This is a genomic window from Aliiruegeria lutimaris, assembly GCF_900099935.1.
Lineage (GTDB): Bacteria > Pseudomonadota > Alphaproteobacteria > Rhodobacterales > Rhodobacteraceae > Tropicimonas > Tropicimonas lutimaris.
In genome coordinates, this window is sequence record NZ_FNEK01000070.1 from 1 (window position 1) to 19314 (window position 19314).

Annotated in this window: 15 protein-coding genes; 6 read left to right on the plus strand and 9 right to left on the minus strand. The window is 64.1% G+C overall.

Annotated elements, in window-relative coordinates:
* Positions 1 to 185 precede the first annotated feature (185 nt).
* From BLR85_RS22460 to BLR85_RS22485, 6 genes are all read right to left on the minus strand, one after another.
* Entirely contained in the window at positions 186 to 737 is a 552-nt protein-coding gene (locus tag BLR85_RS22460) for a biotin transporter BioY (protein ID WP_093162708.1), read from the minus strand.
* A complete protein-coding gene (locus BLR85_RS22465) occupies positions 738 to 1367 on the minus strand; it encodes an energy-coupling factor transporter transmembrane component T family protein (RefSeq protein ID WP_093162712.1) in 630 nt (209 codons plus the stop codon).
* Entirely contained in the window at positions 1342 to 2088 is a 747-nt protein-coding gene (locus BLR85_RS22470; RefSeq protein WP_093162715.1) for an energy-coupling factor ABC transporter ATP-binding protein, read from the minus strand. Before BLR85_RS22470 ends, BLR85_RS22465 begins: the two co-directional genes overlap by 26 nt.
* Positions 2089 to 2522: 434 nt before the next feature.
* A complete protein-coding gene (locus tag BLR85_RS22475; protein ID WP_244520834.1) occupies positions 2523 to 4112 on the minus strand; it encodes a L,D-transpeptidase family protein in 1590 nt (529 codons plus the stop codon).
* Between the two features lie 69 nt (positions 4113 to 4181).
* Positions 4182 to 5333: an acetate/propionate family kinase gene (locus BLR85_RS22480; protein ID WP_093162772.1), complete on the minus strand. Its 1152-nt coding sequence runs from the start codon at positions 5331 to 5333 to the stop codon at positions 4182 to 4184.
* A gap of 379 nt (positions 5334 to 5712) precedes the next feature.
* Complete coding sequence (locus BLR85_RS22485) at positions 5713 to 6825, minus strand: NAD(P)H-dependent glycerol-3-phosphate dehydrogenase (RefSeq protein ID WP_093162718.1); 1113 nt, start codon at positions 6823 to 6825, stop codon at positions 5713 to 5715.
* 200 nt (positions 6826 to 7025) lie between these two features.
* Here BLR85_RS22485 and BLR85_RS22490 point away from each other — a divergent pair, with 200 nt between their 5' ends.
* Both BLR85_RS22490 and BLR85_RS22495 read left to right on the plus strand, forming a co-directional pair.
* On the plus strand, positions 7026 to 7967 hold the full coding sequence (locus BLR85_RS22490) for a YihY/virulence factor BrkB family protein (RefSeq protein WP_093162721.1): 942 nt from the start codon (positions 7026 to 7028) through the stop codon (positions 7965 to 7967).
* A gap of 77 nt (positions 7968 to 8044) precedes the next feature.
* On the plus strand, positions 8045 to 9349 hold the full coding sequence (locus tag BLR85_RS22495) for a 3-deoxy-D-manno-octulosonic acid transferase (RefSeq protein ID WP_170844707.1): 1305 nt from the start codon (positions 8045 to 8047) through the stop codon (positions 9347 to 9349).
* Here the strand turns inward: BLR85_RS22495 and BLR85_RS22500 are convergent.
* Positions 9325 to 9738, minus strand: a complete 414-nt coding sequence (locus tag BLR85_RS22500) for a VOC family protein (protein WP_093162727.1) — start codon at positions 9736 to 9738, stop codon at positions 9325 to 9327. The genes BLR85_RS22495 and BLR85_RS22500 overlap by 25 nt on opposite strands.
* Positions 9739 to 9877: 139 nt before the next feature.
* Here BLR85_RS22500 and ychF point away from each other — a divergent pair, with 139 nt between their 5' ends.
* Entirely contained in the window at positions 9878 to 10975 is a 1098-nt protein-coding gene (gene ychF, locus BLR85_RS22505) for a redox-regulated ATPase YchF (protein ID WP_093162730.1), read from the plus strand.
* A gap of 6 nt (positions 10976 to 10981) precedes the next feature.
* Here the strand turns inward: ychF and BLR85_RS22510 are convergent, their stop codons facing one another.
* Positions 10982 to 12208: a glycosyltransferase family 4 protein gene (locus BLR85_RS22510; protein ID WP_170844708.1), complete on the minus strand. Its 1227-nt coding sequence runs from the start codon at positions 12206 to 12208 to the stop codon at positions 10982 to 10984.
* A gap of 88 nt (positions 12209 to 12296) precedes the next feature.
* Positions 12297 to 13985, minus strand: coding sequence for a glycoside hydrolase 5 family protein (locus tag BLR85_RS22515; protein ID WP_093162736.1), 1689 nt, complete (start codon positions 13983 to 13985; stop codon positions 12297 to 12299).
* Between the two features lie 136 nt (positions 13986 to 14121).
* Between BLR85_RS22515 and BLR85_RS22520 the strand changes: the two genes are divergently transcribed.
* The 3 genes from BLR85_RS22520 to BLR85_RS22530 all read left to right on the plus strand — a co-directional run bounded on the left by BLR85_RS22520 (position 14122) and on the right by BLR85_RS22530 (position 19190).
* A complete protein-coding gene (locus BLR85_RS22520; RefSeq protein ID WP_093162739.1) occupies positions 14122 to 15525 on the plus strand; it encodes a hypothetical protein in 1404 nt (467 codons plus the stop codon).
* A gap of 313 nt (positions 15526 to 15838) precedes the next feature.
* A complete protein-coding gene (locus BLR85_RS22525) occupies positions 15839 to 18016 on the plus strand; it encodes a GumC family protein (RefSeq protein WP_170844709.1) in 2178 nt (725 codons plus the stop codon).
* The gene (locus BLR85_RS22530) at positions 18009 to 19190 is read left to right on the plus strand and encodes a glycosyltransferase (RefSeq protein ID WP_244520835.1); all 1182 of its coding nucleotides are present in this window, start codon (positions 18009 to 18011) and stop codon (positions 19188 to 19190) included. The genes BLR85_RS22525 and BLR85_RS22530 overlap by 8 nt, the downstream gene beginning before the upstream one ends.
* The last annotated feature ends 124 nt before the right edge of the window (positions 19191 to 19314 follow it).

The window sequence follows — 19314 nt, forward strand, 5'->3', positions numbered from 1 at the left end:
GGCCGCCGTCGGACAGGTCTGCAACCTCTTCTCGGACGAAGAATGCTACAACTACTTCAAAGCCGCAGGCTATGAGGCCGATTAAACGCGACACGCTCTAGCAACGACTGAAGGCGGCATTCTAATATCAAAAGCCGCGGCACCGGGGGCCCGATGCCGCGGCTTCCGGAATTCACCCGATTCGATCAGCCAGCCGGGCGTGAAGCGACAACACCCGGACGCGCGCGTGCCAGCGTCGCGGTAATCGCGCCAGCCAGGACCGCCTTTAGCAGATCGCCGGGGATAAAGGGCAGGATCGACAGGAAGGCTTTCTGCACAGACATGTCGAGCATGATCATCATGCCGATGATGCCCGGGATGTAGAGCACCACGATACCACCGATCACCGCCGCGATGCCCGCGGCAACGCCCACTGGCAGCGAGGTCAGGCCGCTCGTGAGAAGGCCGATGACATAGGCGCCGACGACCCAACCGACGAGGAAGCCCACGGTCGGGCCGGCAAAGACGCCAAGCCCGCCCCGGCCACCGGCCAGAAGCGGCAGGCCAAGCGCGACGAGCAGCAGGAACAGCAGCACGGCCAGCGCCCCGCGCCGCGCACCGAGCACGGTGCCACAAAGCATGATGCCAAGGCTCTGTGCCGTGATCGGAATCCCCGACATCAGGGTGAGTTTGGGGATGAGCCCCAGCACCGCGATAAGCGCGGCGAAAAGGGCGGTGAGCGTGATGTTACGTTCCATTCAGGCCTCCTGTCCGTCATCGTCATTATAGGTTGAAAGATCGGCCCGCGCGCGGATCGACTCGGCGACGCGGGTCGCATCGTCCAGCGCCACGAGAAAGATCGGCGCGATTACCTGCCAGCCGGGGCGACGGGCGGACCGGGCGCGCCAGGATTCGAGCAGGCGCCGTGCATTGTCGAGCATGACCGGCACGAAACGGATCACGAGGGCGATGGCAAAGGCAATCTGGCCGGTCTGGATGCCAAGCTTGCGCAACGGGCGCAGCAGCTTCATGACCAGTTCGATCGCGTCGTCGAGCCGCGTCGTCATCGTCACGAGGTTCGCCAGCGCCACCGCTGCCAACAGCCGCAGGCAGACAACCGCCCCTTCGGACGGGTCGCCCAGCAGGAAATGCCAGATCCCCACGATCACGAGGAACGGCCAGAGCGGGCGCAGCGATTGCAGCCCCTGCCGCAGGAAATCCATGCCGACCACAAGGTAAAGCGCGGCAACGCCGATCACGGCAGCAAGCTGCACCGATATCGCGTTCGACAGGAACATGCTCAGCGTCACCAGCGACAGCGCACCGAACTTGGCCCCCGCCGGCAAGCGGTGATATGGCGTGTCAATCGGGGAGACCAAAGCCAGCATCGGCCGTATCCTCCCGCGTCATCGCTGCCAGGTATTCGTCCAGCACCTCGCCCGCCGCGCCATCGCGATGCACCTTGCCCGCCTCGATCCAGATCACGCGCTCATAGCCGTCCAGCGAAGAAACATCATGCGTGATATGCACAAGGGTCGGCGCCAGCCGGTCGAGATAGCGTTGCAGGCTCCGCGTGGTCGGGATGTCGAGGCCGGTAAAGGGTTCGTCCAGAACGATCACCGCAGGCTCCAGCGCCAACACCGCCATCAGGCAGACAAGGTGTTTCTGCCCCTGCGAAAGCGTCTCGATGCTGCGCTCTTCCCATTCCGAACGCCCGAAGCGCTCCAGGGCGGCCCTTGCAAGCGCGCGGGCCTCTTTCTTGCTGCGCCCCTGTTGGCGCAGGCCGAAGGCCAGCTCCTCGCCCACGGTCGGAAAGATGATCTGGTGGTCGGGATTCTGAAACAGGATCCCGATCGTCCGGATGGCCTGCTTCCGGTCACGGGCGACATCCACGCCCATGACTTCCACTTCCCCGGAATCGACCGCGATCAGGCCGGTCATGACCCGCGCCAATGTGCTCTTGCCGGATCCGTTCCGTCCGACAATGCCAACGCGCCGTTCCGAAAGCGTCAGATCCAGCCCCGACAGGATCCGTGTGCCGGCCAATGCCAATTCGACATTCGAAAGCCGCACCACAGCCGACGGTCTGGTCTGCGATGCTCCGCTCATTCGCTTTTTTGCCTTGTTCGACTTCGCCACTTCGCGGCGTTGGCCGCCATTTACACGAAGCCGCAGAGACTTCCAACCGCATGCCGCCAACATGGGTATGCATAGCGAAGGCTGCTTACCGTGCAGCATTTTGGCTCTGAAAGCGGAGAAAAAACGACCTGCATCGCCTCCGATAAAAACGGTATACAGTATTCATAAATTCAGAAAAACGCTAATGAAAACAACATTTAAAAAAACGTATCTAAACTTACTAGAACCTGTGGACTCGGCGGGGTCGACAGGTATATGCATTTGAGATGATGACACGGGGTATTGGTGTCGCTCCATTAAACTTCGAACGCTTCGTGAGTGGTAAGTGATTGAAGCGGGCGTCCAACTCTACCGGGTTGGGCGCCCAATTTCCTCACGCAGCACTCAACCGTATTGGCCCGCGATCAGGAATCGGCGTTCAGGGCCTTCAGGACCGCCGCGTCGCGCGCATAGGGATCCTCGCGGAACTGAACCACCCCATCCTCGACCCAGGCAGTCCAATAAGTCAGCAGCACCGGCATTGGCTCTGGCAGGTCGATGCGAGTCGTTTTGCCGCTTTCGAGAATTGCCTCCATCCGGTCCTGGGTCCAGGAACTGTCCTGGCGCATAAGCAGGCCGGCGAGCACGAAAGGATCTTCGATCCGCACGCAGCCGGAACTGAGATTGCGCTCGTCCCGGTCGAACAATTCCCTGTCATTCGTGTCGTGAAGGTAGACCGAATACGCGTTCGGGAACATGAACTTGATCCGGCCTAGCGCATTGTTCTCGCCCGGCTTTTGAAGAATGGATACGCCCGGATTGTCGGCAGACCAGTTCACCGAGCCCGGCGAGACGACCTCGCCCCTCGCGTTGCGCACGACATAGCCGTTGCGCTCCAGGTAACCCACATCCTTCCGGATCCTTGGCAGCTTGTCCTTGCGAAAGATCGATGCGGGCACGGACCAGGTCGGGTTGACCACCATGTATTCGATCTCGTCGCTGAAAACCGGGGTCTGGCGATATTCCGATCCGGTGATCGAGCGCGTCGCCCAAACCGGGCGGTTATCCAGCACCACGAAAGTCCGGGCCCCGGCGATATTCACCAGCACGAAATCCGGTCCCAGCCCTCGCACATACCAGCGGAACCGCTCAAGACTCAGCCGCAGCTTGTCTATCCGGTCCGACACCGGCGCGTTCAGCGAGGCGAGCGTTTTCGGCCCGACCACGCCATCCGCCGTCAAGCCGTGCCGCAACTGGAAGCTCTGAACGGCAACGACCGTCTCTGCGTCATAGGCCAGCCCTGCGCCGCTATCGGCCGGCAGGTCGCCCTCCGCCATCAGGCGTTGGCGCAGCGCGGGCAGGCGCGCGTCCTCCATGTCGGGCTTGAGCGTGTCGCCCCTCGCGATCTCCGGCCAGCCGCCGCGCGCCTCGATCCCCCGGTAACGGGCCAGCGCGTCTATCATTTGGAGGTATTGGAAGTCGTCGAGCCACAGAAGCTCCATCAGGGCCGCAAATCCCGGCCCGTCCAGGTATTCATCAAAGACCTCTGCCGGATCGCGATCGATCAGTGGACGGTCGAAATTCCACGATGGGCTGATCTTCTCAGGATCGACCTTCCCATAGAACATGTATTCCACGAGACGGATCGCGGAATCCGTCGCCTGCAGGTCGAAGGCCGCGATCTCCGCTGCCCCGCCGGAAAGCGCGGCGTCATGCAGCTCGTAAAGCCGCCCCATGTCGAAATCGGCCGGACGGAAACCTTGTGTCAGCGCCCGGGTCAGCGCCTGGTTCAGTTCTTCCGCCGCCGGCTTGCCGAACCAGGCCGGACGCATATCGCGTTCCGAATAAAACCTTTTCACGAAATCCCGCGCTAGCGGACCGGCGCCAACAGCCTTTCGACTCTCGGGCATGGTCAGGATCGCGGCGGCGATCGCATCCTCCGTCGGACCGGCTTTGGCCTGCCCGGATACGCAAAGCGCCGCGACAAGCGCGGCGCCTGCAAGTGCCTTGAACATTGCCCCCTCCCCCTGCGACTTACCCGTGAGTTGAGCCCTGCCCCGGGCACATGTCAATCATGGAACCGGTCAGGACAGCTTCGAGAGGACCGCGCGGGCGATGACACCTTCCTCGTCGGTCGGGATGACCATGATCTTGACGGCACCGTTGCTGATCGTCTCCGCATTGCGCTCGTTGGCCTCGTCATCGAGCGAGAAGCCGAGGAAACCCAGCCGCTCGGCCACGCCGCGCCGCACGACCGGGGAATGCTCACCAACGCCGCCGGTAAAGACCACCGCGTCGATCCCCCGGTTTGCCGCCGCCAGCGACCCGAATTCGCGGGCAACCCGCTCGATGTAGTAGTCGAGCGCCTGCTTGGCGCGCGGGTCGTCCGATTCCGCGATGGTGCGCATGTCATGGGAAATCTCGGACAGCCCCTTCATGCCGGATTCCTTGTAGAGCAGATTGGTCAGCGCCTTGGCATCCATCCCCTTGTCTAGCAGGTAGAGCATGATGCCCGGGTCCAGCTGGCCGCAGCGCGTGCCCATCGGCAGGCCATCGACAGCCGAGAAACCGAGTGTAGAGGCCACGGCACGGCACCCCTTCACCGCCGTCATCGACGCGCCATTGCCCAGGTGCGCGATCACGACCCTGGCGTCTTTCAGCTCGGGATGCGTCTTCTCGAGATAGCCGGTGATGTAGTCGTAGCTCAGCCCGTGGAAGCCGTAGCGGCGAATGCCTTCCTGGTACATCTTGAGCGGCAGCGCATAGACGTCATTGACGAAATCATGACCGCGGTGGAAGCCGGTATCGAAGCAACCGACCTGTACCGCGTCGGGGAAGGCCACCATGGCGGCGCGGATGGCCGCGATACTGTGCGGCTGGTGCAGCGGGGCGAGCTTGTTGAAACCTTCAAGATCGCGAAGCACCTGTTCGTTCAGAACGGTGGGGTCCGCGTAATCGGGGCCGCCATGCACGATGCGGTGGCCAACGCCGGTCACCTTCTGATCGCCGAGGATCGGCTCGAGTGCGGCGAGCACCGCCTTGAGGCCGGTTGTGTGATCTGCCTCGCCAAGCTCGGTCTCGGTCTTCTTGCCGTCATGCTTCAGCAACAGCACCGCGTTTGGGCCGATCCCGTCGATCTGTCCGACCGCGATCTCCTGCGGTTCATCCGCACCCGTGAGATACACGGAATACTTGATGGAACTGGAGCCTGCATTGAGGGTCAGAATAGCGGACATCAGCCAAATCCTCTCGTTCGTCTCATCCTGGGGAGAACGCCGCACGACAAAAAGGCGCAGCGCCGATTTCGCAATTGCCATACTGCGGCGCAGCAATGGCGGCAAGTTTCATCGGGAGGCCGAATGTTGCGCTGCATGATCGCAGATTTGGCCAAATTATTCGTTGATTGCGTGCGATTGCGGCGGCTTACTCGTAACTTTCAACGCCGCTTTCAAATCATTACCATTCTTTCCGCAGCCCCATCCGCCGTCACGGGCTGCGTTTCTCTCTGGTGCGAGGCGCATAGCAGGCATGCCGAGAAAGGCACGGAAATGGGCCGATCTGTAGAGCCGCGCCCATGCCTGAGAATGCGCAAAGGCACAGGCACGCCCTGCCGACTCAACCGGCGGCCGGGTGTTCCAGCGCGAGGTTGAGCACCTTGCTCTCGCCGGTCAGCGGGCGGGCCCAGAGCGCGGCAAAGGTCTCGCGCAGGCCCGCGCCCTGGTGCAGGATCCGGTAGACCGCGCGGCAAACCGGCATTTCGAGGCCGATCCTGTCCGCGAGATCAATAACCGAGATCGCATTGATCTCGCCCTCGACCACGACCGAGTTGCCGTTGAACACGTTCTGCCGATCGATTCCACGTCCAAGCTGGACACCGAAGCTCATGTTCCGCGACGTGGTCGAGGAGCAGGTCAGCGTCAGGTCGCCAATACCCGACAGCCCGGCGATTGTCTCCCGCCGGCCACCCAGCACTTCCGCGAGGGACTTCATCTCGTCGATGCCCCATGTGATCAGCGCCGCGCGCGTATTCTCGGCATAGCCCGCGCCCGTCATCATCCCGCAGGCAATAGCGACCACGTTCTTGACGGCACCGGCCACCTCGACGCCCACGAGGTCGTCACTGATATAGGGCCGGAAATTGGCCGAGCCGAGCGAGAGCGCCATTCGAGAGGCCGGGGCGGCATGCGGCTCGCGCCGGTGCGCCTGGGCAAAGGGAAAGGCAAGGGTGACGGCGGTAGGGTAGTTCAGGGCCGTCTCGCGAGCAAAGGTCGGCCCCGAAAGCGCGCCGATCTGATGTCCCGGAAGCTCCTCGCCGACGACCTCGCTCAAAAGTTTGCCGGACCCGGTTTCGATCCCCTTCGCACAGAGCACCAGCGGCGCATCCGGCGCAGTATAGGGCGCCATTTGCCGGCAGATCTCCCGCAAGGTGACAGACGGCGTCACCACGAGCACGGACTCGGCCCCGTCGAGCGCTTCGCCCATATCCGACGTTGCCGCGATGCCCGGCGGCAGGTCGATCCCCGGAAGATAGCGCAGGTTTCGGCCTGTCTTGGAGATCGTCGCGATATCTTCGGAATTGCGCCCCCAAAGGCGCACTTCCCGCCCTGCCTTGCGCGCTATGGCGGCAAGGGCAGTTCCCCAGGCACCGGCACCTATGACGGCAACCGAAGAGAAGGGCTTCGCAACCGGGGCATTGACAGGACGATTGGTCGCAACCTGCTCGGGCATCGATGGGTTCCTCGTATAATCTCGCGGCACGGCCTCCCAAAACAGCGCCTCGGGCACGGGCCCCGGGCATTGCTCCGCACCGGATAGAGTGGAGACTGTACCGACTGCGGTGCCAACTGCAACCGCCTGCCGCGCATGCTCCCTTTTGCATCCCGTTACAAATGGTAATCTAGGGTCGAAACCACAGGAGAACCCGCCATATGCCCTCCCGCCTTCGCACCGCGTGGACCTTCCTGTCGGCCATCGGCGCGGGCATGGGAAACCGGCAGATCGGATTGATCTCGGCCGGTGTCGCCTTTTACGGCCTGCTTGCGATCTTTCCGGCGATCACCTCGGTCGTGACGCTTTGGGGCTTCTTCGCAGATCCCGAAATCGTGGAACAACAGCTGGCCAGCTATCAACAGATGATGCCCGAGGAGGCTTACCGGATCCTGTCCAGCCAGGTGAATTCGATCGCCAGCGGCCCCAAGGAAGTGCTGGGCTGGGCAACGGCGATCTCCATTGGCGCGGCACTCTGGGCCAGCCGCGCGGGCACTGCCGCGCTGATCGGCGGGCTGAACGCCGCCTACCAGACCCCGCCACGCGGCGGGTTGCGGCACGTGGCCGTGGCGCTATTGCTGACGCTGATCCTTGTCGGCGTCGCCCTCGTGGCGATGGCAGCCGTGGTGATCATGCCGGTCGTGCTCTCCTTCCTGCCGCTTGGCCCCTTTGCGGGGCTGGCCGTCGGTGCGTTGCGATGGCTGATCGGTATCGGCGTTGTCCTGCTCGGGATCGGGCTGCTCTACCGGCTGGGGCCAAACCGGAATGGCACGCACAGCCGCATCCTGTCACCGGGCTCGATCCTCGCGGTCCTGCTGTGGGCGCTGGTCTCGGTTGGTTTCTCCCGCTACCTGGAGAATTTCGCCAATTACAACGAAGTCTACGGTTCGCTCGGCGCGGTGATCGCCATGCTTATGTGGTTCTATCTCAGCGCCTTCGTCGTGCTGCTGGGCGGGCTGGTGAATGCGGAATGGGAGTGCCTCGCCCCGCAGGGCGCCGCCATACCGGCACCCAAGGAAACGGAAGCGACGGCGGATGAGACGGAATCCGTTCCTCAGGACGGCGCGCCGCTGGAAGAGAAGACCGCCCCCAACCAAGGCTGACCAGACCGCCACGGGACTTGCGGGCAGTGCCCGCTGCGCCTATCCCGCGCGGGACGACCTCACTCGGGAACGCCCACGTGCTCCTTTACCGCATCTTGCTGACCATCGCCGCGCCGGTCATCGCGTTGAAACTCGCGCTCAGGATCCTGCGCAAGCAAGGCACGCGCGCCGATCTGCGCGAACGGCTCGGGCTGGGCGGCCCGCCGGTTCCGCCACGCGGGCAGATCCTGTGGCTGCACGGTGCCTCGAATGGCGAGCTGACATCGGCACGGCCCTTGATCGAGGCACTGCTGGCGCGCAATCCGGATCTCCGGATCGTGCTCACCGCCAACAGCATCACGGGGCGCAACATGGCGCGCGGCTGGGGGCTGCCGCGCCTTCACGCGCGGCTCGCGCCGCTGGATTACCGTTTCTGCCTGAACCGCTTCCTGAAAAGCCACGCGCCCTCTGCCTTCCTGCTGTTGGAGGGGGACCTCTGGCCGAACCGCTTCGAAGTCGCCAGGCGACGCGACCTGTCCATCCTGATGATCTCCGCCCGGATCTCCGAAGGCAGTTTCCGCACATGGCGCCGCCTGCCCGGCCTGTCGCGCCGAATGATGCGGAGCGTGACCCTCCTTTCCGCGCAGGATGCCGCCTCCGAGCGCCGTTTCGTGGATCTGGGCCTGCCGAAGACGGCCTTGGCAGGGCAGGTCACGCTGAAATCCTCCGTCTCGCTCGCCGCCCCTACTCCTGATGCGCTCGCACCGTTCCAAGAGGTTTTCCGTCGCGATGAGACGTTCCTGGCCGCCTCCACGCATGAAGGCGAGGAAGAGCAGGTGCTCGCAGCTTTCACGCGGGCACGGGCAACGCGCCCCGACCTGAAGATGATCCTCGCGCCGCGCCACACCGCCCGCAGCGCGGCCGTCCGCCAGCTTCTCGACGCCTCCGGCTACCGTTTCCGCACCCGCTCCTTAGGAGAGATGCCCGCGCCGGAAACGGAGATATTCCTCGCAGATACCTTGGGCGAAATGGCGCTCTGGTACAGCCTCGCCGGACAGTGCTTCGTGGGCGGCTCGCTCGTCGACAAGGGCGGGCACACCCCTTTCGAGCCGATGCAATTCGGCTGCGCCATCCTGCAAGGCCCCTTCCTGTCCAATTTCGCCGAACCCTATGCGGCGCTCGCGCAAGCTGGCGGTTCCATCGCCGTGCCGGATGCCGAGGCGCTCGGCGATGCCATTGCCGGGCTCGACTCGGCACGGATCGACCAACTGACTGCTTCCGCAAGCCGCGCCCTGACAACCGGAGAGGACAGCATCGAAGCGCTGCTTGCCGCGGTGGAACGCCTCCTTACCCGAGCAGCCGCCGAGCGCCCGGTGTCTCAACCCGCCGGCATCTCCTCGTAGACGCCCACCATCCAGTTGATGCCGAACCGGTCGCGCACAGTGCCGAAGCCGGGACTGAAGAAGGTCTCCCCGAAGGGCATCGTCACCTTGCCGCCCGCGGCCAGCGCGGCAAAGATCGCCCGGCCCTTTTCGAGATCGGGCGCATCGAGCGAGATCGAACAGCCTGCCATGGGCTCGTATTGCCCCATGTCGTCGCAACCCATCAACGCGCCGCCGGGAATCGTGACCGTGGAATGCATGACCCAATCCGCCTTCTCCGGCGGCATCTCCATCGGCCCCTCGGCAAAGGTCATCATCGCGACCACCTCACCACCGAACAGTTCGGCATAAAAGGCCATCGCCTCGCGGCATTCGCCGTCCTTGAACGTCACGTATACGGTCGGGTTCATCGCGCATCTCCTTGTTGGGGACTCGCCCCACGCCACAGCTTGCGCGCCGATTGTAACATGGTTCTGACAAGTCGCGCTGGCTTGCGCAGGAACGCCGCTCGCGGTAGGTGGCGCCCCAACCAATCCCAAGGAGATCGAGATGGGTTTCAAGACCGGCATCGTGGGCCTGCCGAATGTCGGCAAATCCACGCTCTTCAACGCGCTGACCCGGACCGCTGCCGCGCAGGCCGCGAATTTCCCCTTCTGCACCATCGAGCCGAATGTCGGCGAGGTCGCCGTGCCCGATCCGCGGCTGGACAAGCTGGCCAAGATCGCGAACTCCAAGCAGATCATTCCCACACGGATGACCTTCGTCGACATTGCGGGACTGGTGAAGGGCGCGTCCAAGGGCGAAGGCCTTGGCAACCAGTTTCTCGCCAATATCCGCGAATGCGACGCCATCGCCCATGTGCTGCGCTGCTTCGAGGATGGGGACGTGACCCATGTCGATGGCCGCGTGAACCCGGTCGAGGATGCCGAAACCATCGAGACCGAGCTGATGCTGGCCGACATGGAGAGCATCGAGAAGCGGCTTCAGGGGCTCGTGCGCAAGCTCAAGGGCAATGACAAGGACGCGATGCAGCAGGACCGTCTGCTCCGCGCGGCGCTCGCGGCGCTGGAAAACGGCCAGCCGGCCCGCACCGTCGAGGTGGCCGAGGAAGACCGGAAGGCCTGGGACATGCTCCAGCTGCTGACCACCAAGAAGATCCTCTATGTCTGCAACGTGGCCGAGGACGAGGCCGCGGAGGGCAACGCGCATTCGAAGGCCGTCGAAGCGATGGCCGCCGAACAGGGCGCGGCGAGCGTGGTCATCTCGGCCAAGATCGAGGAGGAAATCTCCCAGCTCGACCCGGAGGAGGCCGAGATGTTCCTCTCCGAGCTTGGGCTGGAGGAAGCGGGCCTCGACCGCCTGATCCGCGTCGGCCACGACCTGCTCGGGCTGCAGACATATTTCACTGTCGGCCCCAAGGAAGCCCGCGCCTGGACTATCCACAAGGGCGACACCGCCCCCAAGGCCGCCGGGGTCATCCATGGCGATTTCGAACGCGGCTTCATCCGCGCCGAGACCATTGCCTATGATGATTTCGTCGCCTGCGGCGGGGAGACCGGTGCAAAGGAAGCCGGCAAGATGCGGATCGAGGGCAAAACCTATGTCGTCAAGGACGGCGATGTCATGCACTTCCTGTTCAACACCTGATCCCGACTAGGCTCGCGCGGCCGCCAGCAGGCGGCCGTAAAGCGCGAGCATTTCCTCTCCCCATTTTGGCGGCGACAGCGCCAGCGCTTGCTCGCCGCCAAAGGCGCGTTCGCTCATGCGCCGCATCTCTTCGGCCGGCATGTCGCGCATCTCGATCAGAACCCGCAGCAGGTCCGACTCGTCATTTGCGCGGTAGCTCCAACCCAACCCTCGTTCGGCGATCTCCTCCGCGACGAGCGCCATGTCCGAGGCGATCACCGGAAGGCCGCTGCCCGATGCCTCCGCGGCAACCAGCCCGAAAGTTTCCCGCATCCGCGACGGCATGGCGAGTGCGCGGCAAGAACGGGCAATCTCGCCAATCTCTGTCGCTTTGCGCCAGCCGAGGAACTCGACCTGTGGAAAATCCCGCGACAACTCCCCCATGAGCGAGCCATCGCCCACGACAGCAAGGTCCACACCGGCGCCGGCTGCAGCGCGTACCAGCCGCCGAATGCCTTTCTCGACCTCCACGCGCCCGACAAAGAGAAGTTTCCTGTTTTCCTCGGCCCGGATCCGGTCCGTGCTATAGGGCAACGCCGGGTTGCGCAGCACGACAAGCCGCTCCTTCGGGATACCGCCGGAGGTCAGGAACGGCGCCATCCCGGGATGGGCCATCGTCACCGCGCCCCAGGGCAGGCGCTGATCGAAGGCCGCGCGCAACCGGTATTGCCGGGCAACCCGCCAGGCCTTCTGCAACCGGGAACGCTTGTCGCATCCCGACAGGATACAACCCGCCGTCATCGGCACGCGGTTGCACAGCTCGTCCTTTCCGAAATCCATGAAGACGCCGTTCGGGCAGACGACGAAGAAGTCATGGCAATGCACGACAACCCGCTGCGCGACCGGCCGCAGGGCCGAGAAGATTGCCGGCGACAGGATCTGCGACCAGGCATGGAGATGGTAGATTGTCCCGTCCGTGTCGTTCTCGGCGATCCAGCCGGCCAGCATGTCCCGCGCGGCAGCATTGTAGAAGCCGAGGCGCATGGCCTCGGAGCGGGAGCGTTCGAGCAACGGTCGTTGACCGAGCGAGACGATCGTCTCTGCGCCCTCGACAAGCTCGCCCTCGTCACCACAGACGAAGCAGACCGGGATTCCCTGACCGGCGATCTGGCGGACCGATTCAAGGGCGAGCACCGCCGTGCCGCCCTGAACGAAACTCGAGTCGTTGATCACCACCACGCGTTCGGGCGTCATAAGCCACGTCTCCGCCTTGCTACGCCAAGCCTTAACGGAAAGCGGCGAAGCGCCAAAGACCGGAAAGCGCGGAGAGAATTTGGACCCTTCAAAGTGACGCCTCCGACACTTGCAGGATGCGGAACCGGTACCGGCTGTCATCGCCCTGCGTCGTACCATTGGGACCGACAACGATTTCCACCTCGTCACCGGCCCGAAGCTCCAACGGTCCGTGATCGATTTCGCTTGGCCTGACGACGACCTTTTCAAACACAGGTTCACCGTTCTTCAGAAGGCCAAGCCGGAGCCCGTCCGCGCTCTGCGACAGCGGTGCCAGGGCGATCTGCACCCGCACCGGGCCGTCCTGCATGGCCACATATCGGTGGACGATCTCGAACGGACGCGCGCCGCTGCCCGCGGGCAGAAGGATGTCCGGCAGGAGCCGAAGCCCCCCATCGGCATCGGGCGCGCGATAGGGCACCCAAGGCACGCCGCCGCGCTCCTGCCCGGGCCGCGTGCGCAATGAGTGCTCCCTGCCCTTCAAGCGTCCGAAACGCTCGAAGCCGTCGCCAGCACTGCGCAACGCATCGCCCACCGGATAGCCATATTGCAGGAAACTGTCGGCTAGGACCGTCTGAGGGGCGAGGTTCAGCTGTTCTACGGCCACCGGCCCACCCGTCGCCCGGAAAAGCAGCGGTTCGCTCTCCGAGAGGCGCAAGGGGCCGGAGAGCACCGGAACGCCATCCGGGCCGAACGCCACCAGCCCCTCCGCCGGCGCCATCCTGCGTTCCGCGCCCCAGATCACAAGGCGGTCCTCGCCGAACAGGCAAGCCCGCGTGAACGGGTCGGGCGAGACATCGCGAACCGCCCGGCCCTGCAATTCGCGCGCGATGAACTTGAAGGTCCGACCGACCGGCGTGATCTCGCCCCCGGAGGTCAGCAACGGCGCCAGCCCGTCGCCCCGATCCGCCAGCGGATACCACACGGCATGGGTCACGCCGGACAGCGCCATCGTGCAATAGTAGCGCAACAGATAGCCCGGCGCGGCTGTCGCATCGGTCAGGCCGAACTCGGTCACCTCCACCGGCATTTCGGCAAAGGCGGGCATGCGGCGCAGCTCCGCCAACTGGGCCGGGAAGCTCTCGGGCGGCGTGTCATAGGGATGGATGGCCAGCGCATCCATCTGTTCCGCGCCCCCCAGCGCCGACACATGCGCCAGGTAGCCGAGCGGAATGGAATGCACCCCGCCCCCCAACACGCGTACCTCCGGGTCTTGTGCCCGCGCGGCCGCCTTCACATCGGCCAGTTGCGCGACATGGAAAGCCGCGCGCGCCTCAAGGTCCGCCGCCTGCACCGGGCCGGTGATGAAATTCGGGCTGTTGATCTCGTTGCCGACCTCGACCGCCCGGATAGCCGGAAACCGCGCCAGTGCGGCGGCCACGAAATCCGCCTGCGCCTGCATGGCTTGAGAGGTGAAGGGGGTTTGGCCGTCATCATGCGCAGAATGACGGTGATTGACGATCAGGCTCGCCTGCCCGCCATGCGCGGCCAGCGCCTCGGGCCAAAGCGTCATCGGCTGGTCAAAGGAATACTGCCCCGGCCCCTGCTCGACTCGCTCCCAGTATATCTCGTCGCGCAGGGACGTGATTCCGTTCGCCGCCGCCGCCGCGATCAGGTCCGGGCGATCTGTCTGACCAAAACGCGACGCCCCCGCCAGTTCCGGTCCCACGAGAGCTACCTCCGCGAGCGACGCGGTGCCGGCCGCGAGGGCTAGAACAGAAAGCAAAGCGCGAAACATGAGCCGTCCGAATTGGGAAAACACAAAGTGGTGCGGCAAACCTGCCGCAGCGCGGGGCTTGTGACAAGCCGGATGCCTTCGCACCGGGCGATGGGCTGGTATAGCAGGAACACCAACCGCAGGATCGCGCCCAGACATGGAAATCGTTCCAAGCACATTTCTCGCCCTCGCCGCCGTCCTGGCGATGCTGCTGCGCGGCCCCTATGGCGCGGTGTCGATCTTCATGGCGCTGATGCCCTTCGGGGCGGCGGCGGCCTTCAACCTGCCCGCGCTCGGGGGAGCCTCCATCGGCGTGGCCGATCTCGGCGCGGTCGCGATCTTAGGGCTTGTCTGCCTGCTGCCCAACTCGCTGGAACGGATCGCCGGCACCATGCGCCCCTGGCAGCCCGGCTTCTTCCTGTTGCTGCTGGCGCTTGTCTGCGTGATCGCCGCGCTCTTCCTGCCGCGTATCTTTGCCGGCCAGACCGAGGTGTTCGGCATCTCCCGCAGCGAGGGCCAGATCGGTATCGTCCGCCTGCCGCTCACGCCCGGCACCGGCAATATTACCCAGCTTTTCCGTATGGTTCTGGGTTTCCTGACCTTCTTTGCGCTGGCAACGATCCTGCGCCGCAAGCCCGACGAGGGCCTTGTGCTGAGCGCCATGATAACCTGCACCTTGGTTCAGTTCGCTCTTGGTTGGATCGACGTGACCGCCCATGCGGTCGGGCTGCCACAGATCTTGGACCCGATCCGCACCGCCAATTACTCGCTGCTGACCGAGGCCCGCATGGGCGGCATGAAGCGCATGGTCGGCGGTTTCCCCGAGGCCTCCTCCTTCGGCTTTCTCACGCTGGGTCTTTTCGGCTTCTGGCTTCAGGTCTGGATCGCCTCGCCGGCCTCGCGCGCGGCACCCTGGATGTTCGCGGCCAGCACGATCCTGCTCGTGCGTTCCACCTCCTCGGCCGCCTATGTCGCCGCTGCCGTCTTCCTGGTGACCTTCGCCGTCTGGACCCTGCTGACCCGCCTGCGCCGTACCGCCCGCCGCCGCTCGGTGGCCATCGCGGCCACAACCGGAATGCTGTTCTGGGTCGGCGCGCTGATCGTCTTCGGCGCCTACCAGCTCGTCTCCCCGGTCACCGAGTTTCTCGACAACGCGCTCTTCAACAAGATGGGCACCTCGTCCGGCGTCGAGCGGATGAGCTGGAACAGCCAGGCCTGGATCAATTTCACCGATACGCTGACCTTCGGCGCCGGGCTTGGCAGCGTTCGCGCCTCCTCGTGGTTCATGGCCTGCCTCGGCTCCATCGGGCTGATCGGCACCGGGCTCTACATCGCCTTCCTGCTATCATTCCTGCGCCTTTCCGCCCCGCCCGAACCCGTCTTGCGCACGGCAACGCTGGCCGGGCTGAAGTCCGGCTGCCTGGCACTTCTGCTCTCGGCAATGCTGACCCATGCCACACCGGATCTGGGCGTGATCTTCTTCGCGCTCTCCGGGCTGGCGGCCGGCCTGTCACGCGGCGCCCTTCTCGAATCGCAACCCTCCGGCAATGGCATCGAGTGAACAATTACCGTCAGAATTTCCACAATCGCCGCGTCTGGCGCGGCATTGTTCAGAGGAATTCCAGATAATCCGCCAAGATTCCGACGTGATTTGACTTTGCCGCCCCCCGTGTCACTCTGTCATCGGGTGGGGTGCGTCCGTGGCAATAACGCTGCGCGGCGCTTTTCGGGTTGAACGGTTGTAAAATGGCCTATTTCGTGTCCCGGCTGGTGAAACAGCCCACCACCGGTATTCTCAGGAGGCATCGTCCCAAGCCTGTCAGGGTTCTCAGCGGCATGTGCCCATGCCTCGGCAGGACGCAAGGCTTGCAGGGATGAACAGCAGGATCATGCCATCGGATCTGAACTCCTTTGCTCGTGCGCGACGCACGCCCCAGCCGCAAGATGCGGACGCGGTGGACCTGCGCGGGCTGTGGCGGACGATCTGGCGCCGCCGTTGGCTTGTGATCGGCTTCGGCATGGGCTTCGCGATCCTGACCTATTTTGCCATCAATTTCCTGGTTACGCCGAAATACACCGCCCTCGCCAAGGTCATGTTGGACCCGCGCAAGGCGCAGATCATCACCAACGAAGAGGTCGTGCGCGACCTCGACCTCTCCGAGGAAGTGGTCAATGGCGAAGCGGCGGTACTGCGCTCCAACGTTCTGATTCAGGAAGTGATCGAAACCATCGGCATCGAGCGTTTCGAGCCAATGACGCCCAAGACGTTTGAGTGGGTGGCCGACGTCGCCGCGGAGGGCGACCCGGACGCACTGGCCTATGCCCGCGAGCAGCAGATGCAGGCGGTGGTCTACGTAATTCGCAAGAATCTTTCGATATATCGCGAGGGCGACAGTTACGTGATCGGCATTCGCACCGAGAACCCGGACCGGTTTCTCAGCGCCGAGATCGCCAATACCATCGCCGACACCTATATCGGCGGCCAGATTTCCGGCCGGGTGGACAAGGCCCGCCGGGCAACGAGCTGGCTGGAAGCGCGGGTCGACGAGCTGCGCAAAGAAGTCGAGGCGGCCGAGATCGCCGTGGCAGAGTACCGCGCCAGGAGCCTGCTGGCCGATGGATCGACGCTGGAAACCGTCACCGATCAGATTGGCCAGCTTGCCGGCCAACTGGTCGCGGCCCGCGCTGATTTGGCAACGGCCGAAGCGAGCCATGAACGGCTGGTAAGCGTCGCCTCGGAAGGCGGTTTCGCGGCGGTTGCCCGCATCGTTACCTCGCCGCTGATCGAACAGCTCAATGCCGAGCGGATCGATCTGGTTCGGCAGGACGACAACTGGGCCGAACGCTATGATGCGAACCACGTGGAGCGGGTGCGGCTTCGGGCCAAGCTGGCGCGGATCGAGGCCGATATCGAGGCCGAGGTCCAAAAGATCATGGAAATCAGCGCCAACGAGTTCGAGATCGCCCAGATCCGCGAAAATACGCTGCAATCGGGCATCTCCGAGTTGGAGGAGCGGATCCAGTCGATCACCCAGAACTCGCTGGGCCTGCGGCAGCTGGAACGCGAGGCGCAGGCTGCGCGCTCGAATTACGAGATGCTTCTGAGCCGCCTGACCGAGACCCGGACACAGGAACAACTCCAGGAACCCGATGCCAAGCTGATCGAACGCGCCGTGGTGCCGGCCACGCCCTCGAAGCCGAGGCCGAAACTGCTGGCAATCATGGCGGGCATTCTCGGTGGCGCTGCCGGGCTTGCGGTGATCTTCGTTCTGGAGATGACGACCCAGACCTATCGCACCGGGCGCGATATCGAAAGCGAGACCGGGTTACCGGTGCTGGCGAACCTGCCACTGCACCCGCATGCCAAGAGTGGCTTGATGGAGGCGACGCGCGCGCTCCGCGACGCCCCTTACACGCTTTATGCCGAGCGGATCCGGCATTTGCGCACCGCCCTGCTCATGCGGGACGGAGAAGATATGTCGCGCGCGATCGTGATGCTCTCCAACGCGCCGGGCGAAGGTAAGACGACGACCGCGCTTGCGCTTGCGCAGATGTCCGTGATGGCCGGGAAATCGGTGATCGTCGTCGATGGCGACCTGCGCCGCGCGACCATGCAGAAGAGCTTCAACTGGGATATCGAGAACGACCTCGCCGACGTGCTGCGCGGCGACTGTCAGCTTTACGAAGCTGTCTATACCGACCCGGATTTCGGGTTTGATTTCCTTGTCGCCAAGGGCACGCATCCCGACGTGGCGGACAGGTTGTCAGTGCGCAAGCTCGCTCCGATCATTGACGAGTTGAAACTCTTCTATGACGTGGTGATCGTGGATGCCCCGGCGCTGCTGGCCGTCTCCGATGCGCTGGTGCTGGCGCAGGTAGTCGATACCCGCCTGCTGCTGGTCGGCTGGGACAGCACCCCGCGCCGCGCGGTGGCCACGGGCCTTGCCGCTCTCAACGAGATGCGGCTCGACCTTGCCGGTGTCGCGTTCTCGAAGGTCGATCCCTCGCGCAGCTCCGAGCCGAATATCGAAGGGTACTCCTACGATGCATGACCTGGTCAAGCTGCCCGAAAGCAACCAGGTCGACCGCTTGCGCGCCTCCTCGGAGATGCGCGTCGCCCTGATCCATTACTGGCTTGTGGGCATGCGGGGTGGCGAAAAGGTGCTCGAAGCGCTGTGCCGGATGTTCCCGCAGGCCGATATCTACACCCATGTCGTCGTGCCGGAAAAGCTCAGCGAGACGCTGCGCCAGCACCGCATCGAGACGACATTCATCTCGCGCCTGCCAATGGCGGCGAAGCATTACCAGAAATACCTACCCTTCATGCCGCGCGCGCTGGAGCAGCTGGACCTGACCGGCTACGACCTCGTGATCTCGTCCGAGAGCGGGCCGGCCAAAGGGGTGATCGCGCCGCCCGAAGCGCCGCACCTGTGTTACTGCCACTCGCCCATGCGCTATCTCTGGGACCAGTATCACATCTATCGCAAAGGCGCGGGGCGGCTGACAAAATTCATGATGCCGCACATCGCTCACAATCTGCGGCAATGGGATGTGACCAGCGCCGCGCGGGTGGACCGTTTCGTGGCCAATTCCGGCCATATCGCCGCTCGGATCAACAAGTATTGGCGCCGTCCGGCCGGAATCGTCCATCCGCCGGTCTTCGTCGAGGATTTCGCCCCGGTCGCCTCGGAAGAGCTCGGGGATTTCTATCTCTGGGCGGGCGAACTCGCTCCCTACAAGCGACCCGACCTGGTGGTCGATGCCTTCAACCGGTTGGGCCGCAAGCTGGTGGTGATAGGCGGGCCAGAGGCCACACGCAAGGCACTCGAGGCGCAGGCAAAGGGCAATGTCACCTTCCTCGGCCACGTGCCTTTCGCCGATCTCAAGGCACATATGGCGCGCTGCAAGGCGCTGATCTTTCCCGGGGAGGAGGATTTCGGCATCATTCCCGTCGAAGCCATGGCCTCCGGTCGTCCGGTCATTGCCTATGGACGCGGGGGCGCACTCGATACCGTGGTGGACGGCCAGACCGGACTTCTCTTCAAGGATCAGAGCGTCGAAGGGCTAATGGACGCCATTGAACGGTTCGAGACTGAGGGGCTGGACAGGCTGGATTCGATCGCGCTTGTGGACTACGCGCGCGGGTTCAACGAAGCGGCCTTCCGCGCTGGCATCGCGCAGGAACTTCTACAGCTTGGCGTGGACGTCGGCTGCAATGCCCAATGAACGATTTTCGCAGAAGCGACAGAGTGCTGACACGGCAGGAACCAGGATGAAAGAGACGGATCTCTGGATCTGGGCGCTTGAGTTCGATCAGGCGCGGATGGCGGAGCTACGTGCGCATCTGTCT

What these genes read in the sequence shown, in the direction of transcription:
- BLR85_RS22460 (WP_093162708.1), bottom strand. Translation starts at nt 737, where the DNA reads ATGGAACGTAACATCACGCTCACCGCCCTTTTCGCCGCGCTTATCGCG.
- BLR85_RS22465 (WP_093162712.1), bottom strand. Translation starts at nt 1,367, where the DNA reads ATGCTGGCTTTGGTCTCCCCGATTGACACGCCATATCACCGCTTGCCG.
- BLR85_RS22470 (WP_093162715.1), bottom strand. Translation starts at nt 2,088, where the DNA reads ATGAGCGGAGCATCGCAGACCAGACCGTCGGCTGTGGTGCGGCTTTCG.
- BLR85_RS22475 (WP_244520834.1), bottom strand. Translation starts at nt 4,112, where the DNA reads ATGTTCAAGGCACTTGCAGGCGCCGCGCTTGTCGCGGCGCTTTGCGTA.
- BLR85_RS22480 (WP_093162772.1), bottom strand. Translation starts at nt 5,333, where the DNA reads ATGTCCGCTATTCTGACCCTCAATGCAGGCTCCAGTTCCATCAAGTAT.
- BLR85_RS22485 (WP_093162718.1), bottom strand. Translation starts at nt 6,825, where the DNA reads ATGCCCGAGCAGGTTGCGACCAATCGTCCTGTCAATGCCCCGGTTGCG.
- BLR85_RS22490 (WP_093162721.1), top strand. Translation starts at nt 7,026, where the DNA reads ATGCCCTCCCGCCTTCGCACCGCGTGGACCTTCCTGTCGGCCATCGGC.
- BLR85_RS22500 (WP_093162727.1), bottom strand. Translation starts at nt 9,738, where the DNA reads ATGAACCCGACCGTATACGTGACGTTCAAGGACGGCGAATGCCGCGAG.
- ychF (WP_093162730.1), top strand. Translation starts at nt 9,878, where the DNA reads ATGGGTTTCAAGACCGGCATCGTGGGCCTGCCGAATGTCGGCAAATCC.
- BLR85_RS22510 (WP_170844708.1), bottom strand. Translation starts at nt 12,208, where the DNA reads ATGACGCCCGAACGCGTGGTGGTGATCAACGACTCGAGTTTCGTTCAG.
- BLR85_RS22515 (WP_093162736.1), bottom strand. Translation starts at nt 13,985, where the DNA reads ATGTTTCGCGCTTTGCTTTCTGTTCTAGCCCTCGCGGCCGGCACCGCG.
- BLR85_RS22520 (WP_093162739.1), top strand. Translation starts at nt 14,122, where the DNA reads ATGGAAATCGTTCCAAGCACATTTCTCGCCCTCGCCGCCGTCCTGGCG.
- BLR85_RS22525 (WP_170844709.1), top strand. Translation starts at nt 15,839, where the DNA reads ATGAACAGCAGGATCATGCCATCGGATCTGAACTCCTTTGCTCGTGCG.
- BLR85_RS22530 (WP_244520835.1), top strand. Translation starts at nt 18,009, where the DNA reads ATGCATGACCTGGTCAAGCTGCCCGAAAGCAACCAGGTCGACCGCTTG.